This window comes from Dyadobacter sp. CY312 (genome assembly GCF_021390535.1).
GTDB lineage: Bacteria > Bacteroidota > Bacteroidia > Cytophagales > Spirosomataceae > Dyadobacter.
The window spans coordinates 301,200-318,524 of the sequence record NZ_JAJUXG010000003.1; the positions used below are offsets into that span (position 1 = coordinate 301,200).

At 42.5% G+C, this 17,325-nt stretch carries 16 protein-coding genes; 9 read left to right on the forward strand and 7 right to left on the reverse strand.

Features of this window, described 5'->3' with window-relative positions; translation table 11 throughout:
• Positions 1-104 precede the first annotated feature (104 nt).
• The 5 genes from LZG71_RS05400 to LZG71_RS05420 all read left to right on the forward strand — a co-directional run bounded on the left by LZG71_RS05400 (position 105) and on the right by LZG71_RS05420 (position 8,186).
• Positions 105-1,238, forward strand: coding sequence for a Gfo/Idh/MocA family protein (locus LZG71_RS05400; RefSeq protein ID WP_233818350.1), 1,134 nt, complete (start codon positions 105-107; stop codon positions 1,236-1,238).
• 145 nt (positions 1,239-1,383) lie between these two features.
• Positions 1,384-2,529 (forward strand): Gfo/Idh/MocA family protein, encoded by a 1,146-nt coding sequence (locus LZG71_RS05405; RefSeq protein ID WP_233817761.1) that lies wholly within the window; start codon positions 1,384-1,386, stop codon positions 2,527-2,529.
• Between the two features lie 113 nt (positions 2,530-2,642).
• Positions 2,643-3,695, forward strand: a complete 1,053-nt coding sequence (locus LZG71_RS05410) for a sugar phosphate isomerase/epimerase (RefSeq protein ID WP_233817763.1) — start codon at positions 2,643-2,645, stop codon at positions 3,693-3,695.
• Between the two features lie 205 nt (positions 3,696-3,900).
• Positions 3,901-7,269 carry a ThuA domain-containing protein gene (locus LZG71_RS05415; RefSeq protein ID WP_233818352.1) on the forward strand — a complete coding sequence of 1,123 codons (3,369 nt, stop codon included), beginning with the start codon at positions 3,901-3,903 and terminating at the stop codon, positions 7,267-7,269.
• A 161-nt stretch (positions 7,270-7,430) separates the two neighbouring features.
• Positions 7,431-8,186: a hypothetical protein gene (locus LZG71_RS05420; RefSeq protein WP_233817765.1), complete on the forward strand. Its 756-nt coding sequence runs from the start codon at positions 7,431-7,433 to the stop codon at positions 8,184-8,186.
• 5 nt (positions 8,187-8,191) lie between these two features.
• On the opposite strand, the gene LZG71_RS05425 is transcribed toward LZG71_RS05420, so the two are convergent.
• From LZG71_RS05425 to LZG71_RS05440, 4 genes are read right to left on the reverse strand one after another with little or no spacing between them, the layout of a single operon-like run.
• Positions 8,192-9,019: a TIGR02757 family protein gene (locus LZG71_RS05425; protein ID WP_233817767.1), complete on the reverse strand. Its 828-nt coding sequence runs from the start codon at positions 9,017-9,019 to the stop codon at positions 8,192-8,194.
• On the reverse strand, positions 9,009-9,218 hold the full coding sequence (locus LZG71_RS05430; RefSeq protein ID WP_233817769.1) for a hypothetical protein: 210 nt from the start codon (positions 9,216-9,218) through the stop codon (positions 9,009-9,011). Before LZG71_RS05430 ends, LZG71_RS05425 begins: the two co-directional genes overlap by 11 nt.
• A gap of 20 nt (positions 9,219-9,238) precedes the next feature.
• On the reverse strand, positions 9,239-10,228 hold the full coding sequence (locus LZG71_RS05435; protein WP_233817771.1) for a LysM peptidoglycan-binding domain-containing protein: 990 nt from the start codon (positions 10,226-10,228) through the stop codon (positions 9,239-9,241).
• Positions 10,229-11,020 carry a DUF4905 domain-containing protein gene (locus LZG71_RS05440; protein WP_233817773.1) on the reverse strand — a complete coding sequence of 264 codons (792 nt, stop codon included), beginning with the start codon at positions 11,018-11,020 and terminating at the stop codon, positions 10,229-10,231.
• Between the two features lie 56 nt (positions 11,021-11,076).
• Here LZG71_RS05440 and kdsB point away from each other — a divergent pair, with 56 nt between their 5' ends.
• Positions 11,077-11,814, forward strand: a complete 738-nt coding sequence (kdsB, locus tag LZG71_RS05445) for a 3-deoxy-manno-octulosonate cytidylyltransferase (protein ID WP_233817775.1) — start codon at positions 11,077-11,079, stop codon at positions 11,812-11,814.
• 149 nt (positions 11,815-11,963) lie between these two features.
• Entirely contained in the window at positions 11,964-13,529 is a 1,566-nt protein-coding gene (locus LZG71_RS05450; RefSeq protein WP_233817777.1) for a bifunctional response regulator/alkaline phosphatase family protein, read from the forward strand.
• A gap of 230 nt (positions 13,530-13,759) precedes the next feature.
• On the opposite strand, the gene LZG71_RS05455 is transcribed toward LZG71_RS05450, so the two are convergent.
• Together LZG71_RS05455 and fsa are read right to left on the reverse strand one after the other, a co-directional pair.
• Positions 13,760-14,437 carry a cell division ATP-binding protein FtsE gene (locus LZG71_RS05455; RefSeq protein WP_233817779.1) on the reverse strand — a complete coding sequence of 226 codons (678 nt, stop codon included), beginning with the start codon at positions 14,435-14,437 and terminating at the stop codon, positions 13,760-13,762.
• A 123-nt stretch (positions 14,438-14,560) separates the two neighbouring features.
• Complete coding sequence (fsa, locus tag LZG71_RS05460) at positions 14,561-15,217, reverse strand: fructose-6-phosphate aldolase (protein WP_233817781.1); 657 nt, start codon at positions 15,215-15,217, stop codon at positions 14,561-14,563.
• A gap of 278 nt (positions 15,218-15,495) precedes the next feature.
• On the opposite strand from fsa, the gene LZG71_RS05465 reads away from it, so the two are divergent.
• Positions 15,496-16,197, forward strand: a complete 702-nt coding sequence (locus LZG71_RS05465; RefSeq protein WP_233817783.1) for a tetratricopeptide repeat protein — start codon at positions 15,496-15,498, stop codon at positions 16,195-16,197.
• A 20-nt stretch (positions 16,198-16,217) separates the two neighbouring features.
• Complete coding sequence (locus LZG71_RS05470; protein ID WP_233817785.1) at positions 16,218-16,547, forward strand: transmembrane 220 family protein; 330 nt, start codon at positions 16,218-16,220, stop codon at positions 16,545-16,547.
• Here LZG71_RS05470 and LZG71_RS05475 read toward each other — a convergent pair.
• Positions 16,544-17,314, reverse strand: a complete 771-nt coding sequence (locus LZG71_RS05475) for a biotin--[acetyl-CoA-carboxylase] ligase (RefSeq protein WP_233817787.1) — start codon at positions 17,312-17,314, stop codon at positions 16,544-16,546. The genes LZG71_RS05470 and LZG71_RS05475 overlap by 4 nt on opposite strands.
• Positions 17,315-17,325: the final 11 nt, after the last annotated feature.

A 17,325-nucleotide genomic window follows, 5' to 3' on the forward strand; every position in this document is an offset into this window, starting at 1 on the left:
CTATAAATTTATATTTGTAAGAAGTAAGAGTAATCTATACTACTCTTTAATAATAGAAAATCTTTTCAAAACTTAAACAAACAGGAATGTCACGAAAAATAAGAATGGGTATGATTGGTGGTTCCCTGGATGCATTCATTGGCGGTGTGCATCGACGTGCTGCCATTATGGATGGAGAGATTGAACTGGTTTGCGGTGTATTTAGCTCCAATCCGGAAAAATCCAAGGAAACCGGAAAAGCCCTTTACTTGCCTGAAAACAGGGTTTATAGAGATTTTGAAGAAATGATCGCAAAGGAAAAGCTGCTTCCACAGGGAGAAAGGATGGATTTCGTGTCCATCGTAACACCCAATCACATGCACGCTGCTCCTACCAAGCTTGCCCTTGAAAATGGCTTTCATGTGGTTTGCGATAAACCTATAACACTTAATACTGCCGAGGCCGAAGAAATTGTAGAACTCGTAAAGCAAACCGGGCTGATCTTTTGCCTTACACACAACTACACCGGCTATCCGATGGTGAAAGAGGCCCGGGAAATGATTGCTTCGGGTGCAATTGGCAAGGTTAGAAAAGTTATTGTTGAATATCCGCAGGGCTGGCTGGCAACACTTGTAGAGGTTACAGGAAACAAGCAAGCTGCCTGGCGTACTGATCCAAGCAAATCCGGTGCAGCCGGTGGACTTGGTGACATTGGCACACATGCCGAAAACCTGGCCGAGTACATTACCGGGCTTAAAATAACCCAGCTTTGTGCAGATCTAACAATTTTTGTTGAAGGCCGGCAGCTGGACGATGACGCCCATATCTTGCTTCGATTTGATAACGGCGCCAAAGGCATCTTGCAAAACAGCCAGATTGCCAACGGCGAAGAAAATGACCTCAACATTCGCGTTTATGGAGAAACAGGGGGACTGCAATGGAAACAGCTGGAACCGAATACGTTAATCCACAAAACCAATCAGGGTGCAAGAATCATTCGTACGGGGGTTGGCAATTTGTCAAGAGCCGCTCAGGTACACACACGTATCCCGGCAGGGCATCCAGAAGGTTATTTTGAAGCTTTCGCCAATCTTTATCGTAATTTCGCCGTCCATTTACGCGCAAGATGGGAAGGAAAAACCGCTGACAAGGTATACGATTTCCCGACAGAGCACGATGGATTACGTGGAATGAAGTTCATTGATACCGTGCTGGCTTCCAATAAGTCAGACCAGAAATGGACAGATTTTCATGTATAAAAAATTGAGTGAGAAGTGAAATGAAAGAGAAATAAAAAAACAACGTAATCCCTCATTTCACTTTTTACATCTCACATTTTACCATTTAAATATTAACCGATAAACGGACAGTTTTTCCACCTTTTCATTTTTATTATTTTTATTTATGAACAAAATTAAAGTTGGCGTAGTAGGTACCGGTTTCATTGGACCTGCTCATATTGAAGCTCTGAGACGTCTTCCGAACGTAGAAGTTGTAGCGCTTTGCGAAGTAACTGCCGAGCTGGCAAGAGACAAAGCAGATGCACTGGGTATTCCCCGCTCCTACACCTTCGATGATCTTTTGAAACAAGAGGACATTCAGGCAATCCATATCTGTACGCCAAACTTCCTGCACTACTCTCAGTCGAAAGCGGCTCTGCTTGCCGGGAAACATGTTATTTGTGAAAAGCCACTTGCCAAAGATCTTGCTGAGGCCGAAGAACTGGTTGCTCTTGCTGCCGAAACAGGATTGGTAAATGCTGTTCATTTCAATTTGCGTTACTACCCGTTGGCGCGTCAAATGAAGTCGATGCGTGAAAAAGGTGAACTGGGAGAAATTTATTCTTTCATCGGATCCTATCTGCAGGATTGGCTTTTCTACGAAACAGATTACAACTGGCGCCTTGAACCAGACAAATCTGGTGACTCAAGAGCAATTGCCGATATCGGTTCTCACTTGATGGACATTCTGGAATATATCACTGGTCTGAAAACGGTTTCGGTTCTTGCTGACTTCAATACGGTTCACAAAACCCGTAAAAAGCCGCTTAAACCTGTTGAGACCTATTCTGGAAAAATGCTTCAGCCGAGCGATTACGCCGATGTACCTATTACGACGGAAGATCATGCAAACGTATTGCTGCGTTTTGACAATGGTAGCAAAGGTGTGATCACTGTTTCTCAAGTTTCTGCCGGACGCAAAAACCGCATGACGCTGGAAATATCCGGTTCTAAGAAAACTTTTAACTGGACTTCGGAGGCTCCGAACGAAATGTGGATTGGTAACAGAGATAAGGCCAATGAGGTGCTTATCCGTGACCCATCGCTGGTAAACGAAGACGTTCGCTCGCTGATCACCTTCCCTGGTGGACACAATGAAGGATTCTCTGATACATCCAAACAACTTTTCAAAGAAGTTTATGCAGCGATCGAAGCTGGAAAACAGCCTGAAAATCCAACGTTCCCAACCTTTGCAGATGGTTACAGAGAGCTTTTGATCTGCGAAAGAATACTTGAAAGCAATAAAGCGCAAGCTTGGGTGGAAGTATAATTTTGAATGAGTGAATGATTGAATGAGAGAATATCTCATAGAAATTAATTTCAGTTATTAAATATTGTCGGCAGGCCAATGGCTTAATGCTGATAGCTAAAAGCTGTTAAAATATGAAAACAATAAAAGGACCTGGTATTTTTCTTGCCCAATTTTTGGGAGACGAAGCACCATTTAATACACTTGATGGCATTACCCAATACATGGCCGATCTAGGCTATAAAGGTGTTCAGCTACCCATCTGGGATCCAAGAATTATAGATATCAAGCAGGCGGCGGAATCGCAGACTTACGCGGATGAGCTGAAAGGTAAATTGAAAGACAAAGGTCTGGAAATCACCGAACTTGCTTCTCACATCATTGGACAGCTCGTTGCATCACATCCTGTGTATGACGAAATGTATGACGGATTTGCTATCCCGGAAGTTCGTAAAAACCCGAAAGCACGTGCCGAGTGGGCAACACAGCAACTCAAGTACACTGCCATTGCGAGTAAAAATCTTGGATTAAAAGCCAGCGCAACTTTCTCAGGAGCATTGGCGTGGCCATTCCTTTATCCATGGCCACAACGCCCGGCCGGACTTGTAGAAACAGCATTCAAAGAACTTGCTGCTCGCTGGAAGCCAATTCTGGATGTTTATGACGAAAACGGTGTGGACGTTTGTTACGAACTTCACCCTGGTGAAGATCTTTTCGACGGTTCAACTTTTGAAATGTTTGTCGATTATCTTGATGGTCATTCACGTGCGAACATCAACTACGATCCGAGCCATTTCGTATTGCAGCAACTGGATTACTTACAATTCATTGATTTGTATCACGATCGTATCAAGGCATTCCACGTAAAAGATGCTGAGTTCAACCCAACGGGAAAACAAGGTGTATACAGTGGTTTTGCAGGATGGGCTGACCGCGCTGGTCGTTTCCGTTCTTTGGGTGATGGTCAGGTTGATTTTTCATCAATTTTCTCAAAACTATCTCAGTACGACTACGATAGCTGGGCGGTTCTGGAATGGGAATGCTGCATCAAATCGCCTTCGCAAGGGGCGGCAGAAGGAGCGCCATTCATTGAAAGTCACCTAATAGAAGTTACTACAAAAGCTTTTGATGATTTTGCCGGAACAGGTGCAGACGAAGCTTTCAACCGGAAAGTTCTGGGATTATAATTAGTAATTGTCTGATCAACAAGTATATTTAAAACCTATCATTCTTATGACTGATAGGTTTTTTCATACAAATAATAATACAATTCTTGCGTTATAGTCCCGTTTGAATTTACCGCCACTATCATTTTCACCAAAATCCATAATTACCAAAATGAATGTTACTGTTCGCAAAAGTCGTCCGGGAATAAGCAGATTATTCCTTTCGATGATGCTTGTATTTTTCGGTTTTAATACCTTCTCCCAAACAATTATCACACCGGAAAAGCGCGTTCTGGTTTTTTCAAAAACAGCAGGTTTCAGGCATAGCTCCATTCCAGCGGGAAGAACAGCAATTATCGCATTGGGCAAAGAAAAAGGCTTCGTTGCCGATACTACCGAGAACTCATCTGTTTTCACAGAAAAAAATCTTAAACGTTACAGTGCGGTTATTTTTCTGAACACGACCGGGAACGTTCTCAATGATGCTCAGCAAGAGGCATTCGAACATTACATTCAGGCTGGCGGCGGTTACGTTGGTATACATGCGGCTACCGACACCGAATACGACTGGCCATGGTACAATCAGCTCTCCGGTGCATATTTTGCCAGCCATCCTGGCAATCCTAATGTTCAGGAAGGCGAAGCTTTCGTGGTTGACAAAAACCATCCTTCAATGAAAGACTTTCCTGCCAAATGGAAAATAAAGGATGAATTTTATGATTTCAAGAGCTTCAATAAGAAAGTAAATGTTCTCGTTAAAATGGACGAAAAGTCGTACAAGGACGGTAAGATGGGTGACGATCACCCGATGTCATGGTATCATGAATTTGATGGAGGAAAAGCATTTTATACCAATTTTGGCCATGAAGATGCTACTTTCTCAAACCCTGTATTTGTAAAACATCTCACGGGTGGTCTTGAATATGTGATGGCGTCCAAACTGGATTACAGCAAAACACGCCCTGAAGAAAACCGCTTTACTAAAAAAGTATTGGCTTCCAAACTGGATGAACCAACTGAACTTGCAGTGTTGGACGATCAGCGTGTTTTACTGACTGAGCGTAAAGGGAAAATCAAATTGTACAGTCCAAAAACCGGGAAGATTAAGTTAGTTGCCGATGTTCCGGTTTACAGCAAACAGGAATACGGACTGATGGGGATGAACATTGACCCTAACTTCAAAACCAACAAGCTTGTTTATCTTTATTATTCTCCGCCATCATCTGAAAAGGATACGGCACAGCATCTGTCGCGTTTCAAGTATGACGATGTAAAAGATACTCTGCTGCTTTCTACAGAAGAAGTATTACTTACAGTTCCCGTAAAAAGAACAGATTGCTGCCATACAGGTGGATCTATCGAATGGGATGCAAAAGGGAATCTATATTTGTCAACCGGAGATGATATCAACCCATTCCAGTCCGACGGATACGGGCCAATGGATGGCCGTCCGGGCCGCGAAGGTTGGGATGGTCGTAATACATCGTCCAATACCAATTCTTTGCGAGGAAAGATCATTCGTATTAAGCCGCGTTACGGAGACCGTCGTGCGAACATGCCTGGTGGTACAAACCTATATGACATTCCGGAAGGTAACTTATTCCCTCCCGGCAACCCCAACGGTAGCGACCGCCGAACACGACCGGAGATATACGTAATGGGCACGCGTAATCCATACCGTATTTCCATTGACAAACGTACAGGTTTCCTTTATTGGGGTGATGTTGGTCCGGATGCTTCCAATGACAGCCCAACCCGTGGGCCTCGTGGTTACGATGAGGTGAATCAGGCAAGAAAGGCTGGGTACTTTGGTTATCCACTCTTTATTGCGGACAACAAGCCGTATGTCGAATATAATTTTGAAACCAAAGTTTCAGGTAAACCATTCGATCCGGCCAAGCCGATCAACAACTCGCCACATAATACAGGATTGGAAGAGCTCCCTCCTGCACAGCCAGCGTTCATTTATTATCCTTATGCCGATTCACCGGATTTCGGGGCTATTGTAGGTAAGGGTGGACGTAACGCTATGGCAGGCCCTGTTTATTATTCAGATGATTTTGAAAATAGCAAAACAAAGTTCCCTGATTATTACAACGGCAAATTTTTCGCTTACGATTGGATCCGTGATTACATCAATATTGTAACCATGAATAAAGAAGGCGACCTGGTAAGCATGGAACGCTTTATGCCAGGTGCTACTTTCAGTCACCCTATTGATATGCAGTTTGCGAAAGACGGATCGCTTTACACACTAGAGTATGGACCAAACTGGTTTGCCCAAAATGATGAAGCTAGTCTTTCTCACATTACCTACAACCCGGGAAATCGTGTACCATTGGCAGTTGCAAAGGCCACCAATACCGTTGGTGCAGTTCCTTTGAAGGTAAATTTCTCTTCGAAAGGATCAGTCGACTATGATGGGGATGCGATTAAGTACGAATGGAATTTCGGAAAAGGACTTCCTAAGAGCACGCAAGCAAACCCGGTTTTTACTTATACAAAAGCGGGCGAGCATACAGCAATATTGAAGGTGACCGATTCCGCAGGAAACTCTAATACTTCTGAAATTGTGATCAAGGCAGGAAATGCAATTCCAAAAGTGGACGTGGCTATCAAAGGCAACAAAACTTTTTACTGGAATAATAAGCCTGTTGCATATGAAGTATCGGTAACTGACAAAGAAGACGGAAGCCTTGCAACTAAAAAAATTCCCGAAGACGAGGTTACCCTAACCATCAATTATCTTGAAGGCTTTGATAAAACACAGCTGGCACAGGGACATCAGGCAAACACGGGTTTCGAAACAGGAAAACGTATGATAGAACTGAGTGACTGCAAAGCCTGCCATGCTATTGATAAAAAATCTATTGGACCGTCATACAGGGAAGTTGCCAAGCGCTATGAAAAAGAGCGCAACGCAGTAAAGACTCTTGCTCAAAAAGTAATTAACGGCGGTGGCGGAGTTTGGGGTGAACAAGCGATGGCAGCTCACCCTCAACACAAACCCGAAGAGGCAGAAGAAATGGTTAAATACATTTTGTCGTTGGCAAAGGAGCAAGTTGTAGATAAGAAACCGCTGAAAAGCACCTACCTCACTGAATCAAAACCGAAGGCTGGATCATACATTTTCACGGCGAGCTACACGGATAAAGGCAATGGCACGATGGGACCACTTACCGGATCCAAAACTGTTGCGCTGCGTCCTGCAAAAATCTACGCAAACAGTATGGATCAGGGTGCTGACTTTGCCAAATTCAAATTACCATCCGGACCAGAAGTGGTTGTTGGCTTAAAAAATGGAAGTTCTATCACTTTTGATGACATTGACCTGAAAGGCATTAACCGTCTCAATGTTGCTGTTGGATACACCGAAGGACGAACTGCCGGTGGAATCCTGGAAGCCCGACTAGACTCTCCTACCGGACCAAAAATAGGTGAGGCAAAAGTGGAAGCAACAGGAAATGTCGCAATTCCTGTTAAAGCGCCAGCTGACAATTTATTACACAAACTGGTGTTTGTATTTAAAAATGCTAGCGCGGGAACGAAGCCGCTTTTCACATTGGAATGGATTGAATTTCAAAGTGCACTTTAAGGAGTAAAATTGGTTTAAAAAGCGACGTTGGCAATCTGTCAACGTCGCTTTTTTTGTACAAATACTTTTATAACATAAATGAAGAAATATAAATATTTAGAGCTATTTTTTTCTTTAACTTACATTATCAATAGACTATTACTCATAAAACTTCTCCCGTCATGAAAGCATTAACCACCATTTTGTTTTCGACATTGATATTATTTACTAGCTGCAATCGCTACTACTATGCACCAAACAAAGCCAATATACCTTCGTTGCGAGAGAAAAACGACATGAGGATAGAGACCGGTCTCGGCAGCGGATTCATGATGGAGGGAGCTGATTTACAGGCTTCTTATGCTGTTAGCAAGAACATTGGTATAATGGTCAACGGAGCTGTTAATCAAAACCAATCCGGAACAGGAGAATTCTCTGAAAACGACAGAACCCGAAGTGTTTTCTATGAAGCAGGTATTGGCTACTTTAAGGAATTTGATGAAAACCCGAATTGGTTATTTGAGATATACGGAGGTATGGGTCGCGGTATTTACTACATTGAGAATGCATCTGTTAAGCTACCTCAGATCAATCAAAATCGTTTTTTTGCGCAACCATCTTTAACTTATACACACCCGTCCAAGAATATCGAATTCGGCATTGCTTCACGCATGGCAGTTGTAAATTACCTCAATACTCCGTTCTCCTTTAATTCCTCTGGTTCATTCGAACAGGAATTGAATGAGTTGGGTAGATATCCCAACAAGTTTGTGTGGGAGCCATCATTCCGATTCAGTGGCGGATTCGATCTGGTTAAATTTTACGTCAGCGTTACCCCGTCGCTTAGCCCAAGTAGAGATTTCGCATACCGTGATTTGATGAATCTGGGACTTGGTATAACGTTAACTTTTAATACAAAAAAACCTTCGGCATTTTAATAGGATCATTTCCTTACCGGTAGAATCGCAGGTGTGGCAAATCCTTCAATACCCAGACCAAACAGCGCGAAATCATATCGGGCGGGATCTGTTGGCGAAAGTGAGCGAAGAGATGCCGTTAATTCCATAGCTGTCTGCCAATCGGTCACGGGTCGTTTAATAAGTCCTAGCAGGCGGGCAACTCTGTCAACGTGGACATCGCAAGGGCAAACGAGTTGGGCGGGTTTTATCTCATTCCAAATGCCAAAATCCACTCCTTTGTCATCTTTTCTCACCATCCATCTCAGGAACATATTCAGCCTTTTACAAGATGATTTCCTCAAAGGTGTAGCAATGTGTTTTCTGGTACGTGCAGGAAAGTTTTCAGAATCAGAAAACAAATCATGGAAACCGATCAGACCATTTTCCACCGTTACGTCTCCTTTTTTCAAATGGCTGCTGAAAGCATATTCCAGTGAATCGTGCTGACGATAATAATCCTGAAAAAAATGTAAAAAGTAAAGCGTATCTGTTGCGTTGAAAGTCCTGTGCTTGAAGTTCAGGAATTGTTTCAGGTCACTTTCCTGATGATTCAGCACAAAGTCGTGTGGAGCATTATCCATGAGCTGTGATAACTCAAGGCATTTATTAATGATTGTCTTACGTTGTCCCCAAGCCAATATTGCGGCCCAAAAACCCATGATCTCAATATCCTGTTTCCTTGTAAAACGGTGAGGAATACTGATCGGATCGTGAGGAATGAATTCTGGCTGGTTGTACTGATCCGCTTTTTCTTCCAGCAGATCGGCTACATAGGCAGAGAAAACTGAAAGTTCTTTACTATTATTTGACACCGATCTTTCCCAACAGGTATGCGAGTACTCTGGATATTCCTGAGAAGAACATCACGATGCCAGAGAATACAAATGTGAAGATTGCAATAAATGGATATAAAATCGTGAAGAGTACACTCCACATTTTATATCCGGTAGTATTTTTCAGAGCAGCCCTTTCCTCTTCTCTTTTCGAACGAAATTCGGGTGAATGTTTCATGATTGCCTTGCTAAAAACTATTAATTGTTATCAAGGTAACTCACCACAGCGCGAAAACGTTTGCTGTTCGGCGAAACTTTTTCAAAAGCGCGGGAAGAAAGTTTAATCACAATATCATCATTAATGCTCGTATCAGGAATACGTCCGATAACCCGAACAATAATTTTTTCCTGATTGTACTCATTCAAAACCTCCACCAGCGCGCCGATTGGTGCCGTGCGGTGTAATCCTAAAAATTTGCTGGTACTTTCATCGGTTTCGATCACTTCTGCCAACCCCGATTCCGACTTTCTTTTTCCGCTCACTACTTTCGGAGGAGCCACTTCTTCAACCGGCTTCACAACTTTTTCAGCAACAGCCGCTTTGGATCGAACAGAATCTTTCACTACGGTTGTCGCAACAACCTTAGGAGCCGGTGCAGGTGTAGCCGCCTTTTCGCCAGCCTTCTCGCTTACGATCAGTTCCTGACCATCCTTTAAATTATCATCTGTAAGGTTATTCCACTTTCTGATATCAGCCATCAACACGCCATATTTCACAGCTACACGGTAAAGTGTTTGTCCGGCTTCCACTTTATGAATGCCATTCGGGGCCACGGCCACTGCCGATGTTGGCGGAGGACTAGTTGCCGGAGCTGTTGTTGCGGGCGTAGCAACAGGAGTGACTTTTTTGGGAGTCTCCACCGGCTTTGCTGCCTCTGCCACCTTCGTTTCTTCTTTTTTAACTTCTTTTGCAGGACTTTTCGGAGTATAAGGAACCCGGATCGTCTGACCAAATTGTATCTGATCACTCATACCCGGATTTGCCTCTCTCAGGGCATGGATTGTAGTTCCATATCTGCGCACAACGGCAAACATAGTTTGTCCCTGATTAACCTTATGTATTATGAACATCTTCCCTCCTACTCTTTCCACACCTACTGAATCAACAGTTGTTACCCCGTTAGCCCGGGCACTATTCAAACCTCCAAAAAGACCTGCGATCATCGCAAGGCAAAAAATGTACTTCATTTAACAATATAGTGTTAGACCTGTAAATTCATTATTGTTTCTCAAAAATACCAGATTATCCCCCCTCAGTAACATCGTCGACTGACCAGTGCCATCTCGTCCCTCCGATAATTTTTCATGAAGTATAAATTCCTTTTTATCGGTTATAATGAGGAGGTATTCTGCTATTTTTTCCTGCTCGTAAATATAGTAAGAAAACATCATATAGGGCCTTTTCTCCAGATAATCAATAGCCATCGGTTGTTTCCCTCCGGTCACATCTGTAATGAAAGATGCCAGTTGTTCGAAATACTTATTTCCTTCCTTGTAACGAATCGGCTCCCTTAAAATTATTTCTTCTGCTTGCGGTTCTCCAATTTCATTGTCGTGATTCAAAAGCCCGGTATCTGCTTTGCACCTCATATACCGAAACTGGTCGCCGGCCTTTGTCGCGACTTCAATTTCCGTTGTACTCAGCGTTTTCACCAACAGGTAATTTGGCAAAACCCATTGCATTTCCCCATTTTCTCCATCTACCATCAGCAAATCCGTTGGTTCAGGGATGTCAGGATAACGGTAGTTGTGGAGAAAAAGGTGTTTATATGAAAAAGCAGTAACAGCTGTCCACCAATCCGTTCCTGCCGGTGTTCCCTCCCATTTTATCGCAGGAATGGCAGCATCTATCACAGCGAAAGAAACTTTCTTTTCTTCGCCACTCCGCAATTCAATGGCCCACAGATTACTAGCCGGATCCTGATCCGGCAAAATCCGCCATATATTTTGGGAAAATCGGAATGAAAAAAGTTTTTGCAATTTTTTAGCTTTATTTTGAAACAAAATTTGAAATATATCATTCAAACTCCAAATCTGTGCAAATATTAGGAATAATACCAGCCCGATATGCGTCGACCCGTTTTCCAGCAAAGGCTCTTGCCGACATAGGCGGAAAAACCATGATCCGGCGTGTGTATGAGCAGGCCCTGCAAGCAGGCAAGTTGAGTAAGGTTGTTGTAGCCACTGACGATCAACGCATTATGGACCACGTTTTAGATTTTGGCGGACAAGCTGTAATGACCTCTGAAAACCACCAGAGCGGCACAGACCGTTGCTACGAGGCACTGACAAAAACGGATGGACACTATGACTATGTAATTAATATACAAGGTGATGAGCCCTTTATAAGTCCCGAACCCATTGATAGCCTGGCCCAGGAACTGAACGGTGTAACTGAACTTGCTACGCTTGTAAAGATAATTGACCAGGAAGATCTGCTGTTCAACGTGAATGTTCCGAAGGCTGTTTTGAATATTCGTAATGAAGTGATGTATTTCAGTCGGCAGACCATTCCTTATATCAGAAATCATGAAGCAGGCGAATGGCTTAAAAACCATGTTTTCTACAAGCATATTGGCATATATGCATACAGGTCAGATGTACTCGAAGCACTTACCCGCCTCCCTGTGAGTACGCTGGAAAAGGCCGAGGCGCTTGAACAACTTCGATGGCTGGAGAACGGATACGCAATTAAAGCTGTGATTACAAACGATGATTCACATGGGGTGGATACGCCCGAAGATTTGGAAAAAGTATCCAAAAAGTTTCTTTAAACCTGCTGGCGTGGTCTTTTTAACATATTTTTGGTCGAATTACATAAATGTTAAAATACGTTAAAACCACGAATCATATACGAGTTCACTTTTTGACTCGTTACCCTTACATTGTTTTTAATTAAATACATCTTAGAAATATCTCGCTTATGCAATACAATATTCTTTGGGCCGATGACGAAATTGATCTCCTGAAACCACATATCATGTTCCTGACCAATAAGGGTTACAACGTAACCCCAGTCAACAGCGGCGCCGATGCTCTGGACAGAATAGAAAACGAACGTTTCGATATTGTTTTTTTGGATGAAATGATGCCGGGCATGACAGGCCTTGAAACATTGGCCCAGATTAAACAACAGCAGCCCAACCTTCCTGTGGTGATGATTACCAAAAGTGAAGAGGAACATATCATGGAAGACGCCATTGGCTCTAAAATTGATGATTATCTTATCAAACCTCTGAATCCCAACCAGATCCTTTTATCTGTAAAGAAAATTCTTGATAACAAAAGACTCGTAACAGAAAAGACCACGCTCAGTTATCAGCAGGAATTCAGAAACCTGGCGATGCAATACCAGGATCGTATCGGGCATGAAGAGTGGGCGGATATATACAAAAAACTCATTTACTGGGAATTGGAATTGGAGAACTCTGATGACGACGGAATGTCGGAGGTATTCAGCATGCAGAAAAGCGATGCAAATGCCAATTTCTGTAAGTTTATAGAAGAGGAATATGAAGAATGGCTGAACGATCCACGTTCGGACAAGCCGATTTTGTCACATCAATTGATGAAACAAAAAGTTTTTCCACATCTTAAAACCTCAACAGAACCTGTATTTTTCCTTCTGATTGACAACTTCCGTTACGATCAGTGGAAGATGATCCAGCCTATTCTTCAGGAGTATTTCAACATTGAAGAAGAGTCCTCCTATTATTCCATTTTGCCAACCACAACGGGTTACGCAAGAAATGCGATTTTCTCAGGTATGATGCCTAGCGAAATGGAAAGAAAACATCCGCAATGGTGGGTGAGTGACGAAAATACGCCGGATGGCGAAGAAGGTTTGAACAACCATGAATACGATTTCCTGCAAAAACAGCTTGAAACCAACCATTTAAATATTAAATCGTCCTATCACAAGATATTGAATACCAATCAGGGTAAATCTTTGATTGACAATTTCAGCAACCTGCTCAACAACCAGCTGAATGTGATTGTTTACAACTTCGTGGACATGCTATCTCATGCCCGCACGGACGTTCAGATGATTAAGGAACTTGCGCCAGACGAAGCGGCATATCGTTCCATCACCAAGTCGTGGCTTATGCACTCGCCTCTTTTGGATTTCATTAAAAAGATTGCGGAGAAAAAATGCCGTCTGATTTTGACTACCGATCACGGAATGATACGCGTTCAAAAGCCTGTTAAAATCATTGGCTACCGCGAAACCAATACCAACCTGCGTTACAAACACGGAAAAAATCTTGGGTTTGATGATAACCACCTGATGGTTTGCCGCAAGCCTGAAAGAATTTTCTTGCCGAAACCGCACGTTTCTACCTCATACGTTTTCACCAAGGAAGATTATTTCTTTGCTTATCCGAACAACTACAACCAGTACGTAAATCTTTATCGCGATACTTTCCAGCATGGAGGTGTTTCGCTGGAAGAAATGATTATTCCTTTTATTGATATGACTGCGAAGTAGATCCTTTTTGGAAGAAGTTAGAGGAGGTATGGGGTTAGTGGCTTTGGCTGGGGAGTTTTAAAGTATTACAGTTTTTAGTTTACAGTATACAAACTACGACCAATACCACCTGACTTTCATAGTCCAATAAAAAAGTTCAAAGTTTACAGCAACCCTCGTAAGAGACACTGTAAACTTTGAACTTTTGCTTTTTCACTGATTCTGTAAACTAAAAACTGTGAACTAAAAAATCACCCTTCCGTCACACTTCCATTTTCGCATTTAAGGACGCGGGCTGGAAACTTTCTTAGGAAATCGTGGTTGTGTGTTGCCATTAATATGGCAGTTCCTGCGTTGTTGATGGTTTTAAAAACCTGCATAATCTGATCCCCTACTTCCGGATCCAGATTTCCTGTCGGTTCATCTGCTATTAATATTTTGGGTTCATTAAGCATCGCTCTGGCTATTACCACCCGTTGCTGCTCACCTCCCGAAAGTTGATGCGGCATTCTTTTCTGTGCAGTGCCCAGGCCAACCTGCATCAAAACTTCCGCGATTCGCTTGGAAATTTTGGATTTATCAACCCAACCGGTTGCACGAAGAACAAAAGACAGATTGTCTTCTACCGACCTGTCGGAAAGCAATTGAAAATCCTGAAATACAATTCCGATCCGTCGTCTTAAAAATGGAACATCACTCCTTTTGATCTTATGAAGCTCATAACCAGCCACTTTGGCTGAACCAGTATGTAGCCAGAGATCGGCATATAAAGTTTTCAACAGCGAACTTTTTCCACTACCGGTACGTCCGATCATGAAGACAAACTCACCATTCTTTATTTCAAAATGCACATCATTTAAAACAGGACGATCGCCCTGATAAATATCTGCCCGGTCCAGTACAATAATCGGCTCGGCTGCCTCAGTCATAATCAAGAATAGAAAGATTCAAAAAATTAGTGTGGTGTAATACCCTGGTGCAACCGGAGTCTGAAGCGCTCCAACTGCACCAAGGTAAACAGGTATATAGACATTCTGATCGCTCAGAATAAATTATGCATTTCCTTTTGCATAGTCCGCAAGGAATTTCTCCAGACCTGAGTCAGTAAGAGGGTGCTTCAACAAAGCTTCCATTACGCTCAAAGGTCCGGTCATTACATCAGCACCCACTTCTGCACATTGAATAACGTGCATGGTATGACGAATAGACGCTGCAAGAACCTGTGTTTCGTAACCATAGTTACGATAGATTGTAAGAATTTGCTCGATCAAAGCGATACCGTCAGTTGAAATATCGTCAAGACGACCAACAAATGGAGATACGTAAGTTGCACCGGCCTTTGCAGCCAATAAGGCTTGTCCCGCAGAGAAAATCAATGTACAGTTGGTACGGATACCTTTCTGAGAGAAATATTTCAATGCTTTTACGCCTTCCTTGATCATTGGGATTTTCACCACAATTTTATCATCAATCTCAACTAACTCTTCGCCTTCACGAATCATTCCCGCAAGATCAACAGAAACAACCTCTGCACTTACATCGCCATCAACAATATCACAAATTGCTTTGTAATGACGCATGATGTTGTCTTTGCCAGTAATTCCTTCTTTCGCCATGAGAGAAGGGTTGGTTGTTACTCCGTCCAAAACGCCAAGCTCGTACGCTTCCTGAATTTCTTTCAGGTTTGCGGTATCAATAAAAAATTTCATATCGGGAATTGTATGGTTTAATATTCCACAAAAGTAGAAAACCCTGATCAAACCAAAAAGAAAGAAGTGAATTGAAATAGAAAGGCACAAAAAAAGGCAAACCGAGAATCTCACCGCATCGACCACCTACCCTTGCTTCCGTCAGGACCTGGGGGATTCGGAAGGAGCTGGTAGTTCCGATTTGCCGATGCAAAGATAAAGACATTTTATTGACAAAAAGAAAACATTGAGATCACTTTCACATTACTTTTGTGCGAACCATCTAGAAATGAATCATTATGCCGCGTCAATTTTTTTTATTTTTTTTATTATTCCTCTCCGCTTGTTCACAATCTTCCGATGCTTTCCTTCAAAAAGGCAAAGACCTGATGCGTGAAGGCAAAACCCGCGAAGCCATCGAATTTATTAATAAAGCCATTGAAAAAAATACTTCTAATGCCGAAGCTTTTAATTTACGAGGCGTTGCTTATTACGAATTGAAGGAATATCCCAACGCAATGCTTGATTTTAATCAGGCTGTGAAAATCGCCCCGTCTTCCTATCGCCCCTATTTTAACCGCGCCTTACTACATACCAGTGAAAACAGACTCGATTCCGCATTAACGGACTATAACCAGGCTGCCAAACTGGCTCCTGACACGTCGGACGTATTCTTAAACCGTGGACAATTACAGGTTTTGTTGGACGATCTTCCGGAAGCTGTTAAGGATTTTGAAAAAGCGACCAGCCTTAATGACAATAATAAACTTGCCTGGTATAATCTTGGCAATACGTATTACCGGCAGAAAGATTATAAAAAAGCGTCATTGGCTTTCAGACAAACACTTAAACTGGATTCTCAGAATGGCAAAGCCTATTATGGCCTTGGATTATCGCAGTGGTACGAAGGAGAAAAGGATCTCTCCTGTGGTAATTTCAAGCAGGCTGCTACGTTGGGATACAAAGATGCGACTTCTGCCATAAGCCAGTTTTGTCAGTAATTTCTAACCTACTATAACCCATGAAAATTTTCAAGATTGCTTTTGGTATTATATTCATCATTTTCTCATACCTGCAGGTAAACGACCCTGATTCAGGTGTTTGGATAGCAATTTATAGCTTTGCCGCACTCGGTTGCTACATGAGTATTCGGGAACTGTGGCCTTCCTGGGTATTTTATGCGCTCGCTGCCGGCTATCTCATCGGAGCTATACTTCAATGGCCACCGGAGTTCGAAGGAATATTTTTCGGAGGAATGCAAATGAAAACGCTAAACATCGAGCTCGCGAGAGAATCCCTGGGATTGGGAATTTGTGCAGCTGTGATGGCGGTCCTGGGCAAATGGGGTTAATTGTCCCACACCCATTCTATTTCTTTAAGACCGAAATCCCTGATATCCTGTTCGCCGTCAAACAGAACTAAAATTCTTCCGTTGTCAGCAACGCCTGTAACACTTCCTTTAATCATTTTATTTTGATAATTGAATGTTATAGGTTGCTGATAACCATGTAGTTTAGTCAGATACTCAGCATGAATTGTACCGTTTTTTGTCATTGACATCAAATCCTCATAGCGCCGGTCCAGCATTTTAATAAGTTGTTCAAAAGCATCATGCAACGAAACCTCCCGCCCCAGGACAGCAGCCAATGACGTCATTCGGGAAGAAGGGAAATCAATCTGTTTAATGTTTATACCGATTCCAATCACGGTGCTCGAAATTATTGTTCCCTGAATTGAATTTTCAATACTTGTTCCGCTTATTTTTTTACCAGAAACATAAATATCATTTGGCCATTTTATCTTCACCTGATCGGTATAAGCTGAGAGAAAATCAAAAATAGCGAGCGCAATAGTCTGACTTATCAGAAATTGTTGAGCAATTGGCAAGAAGACTGGTTTTAAAATAAACGAAAAAGTAAGATTTTGTCCGGGTTCTGAGTACCACTTTGTCCCCCTTTGCCCACGTCCTCCAACCTGATTGTCGGTTATGACAACAGTGCCCTCTTCGGCCAAACCTTTGTGTACTAATTCCGCCGCTATGTCGTTTGTAGAATGACAACTTGGCAGATATATTATATTTTTGCCAATAATTAGGGTATTATGTATAGAGTTGTACAATTTTTTTGCTT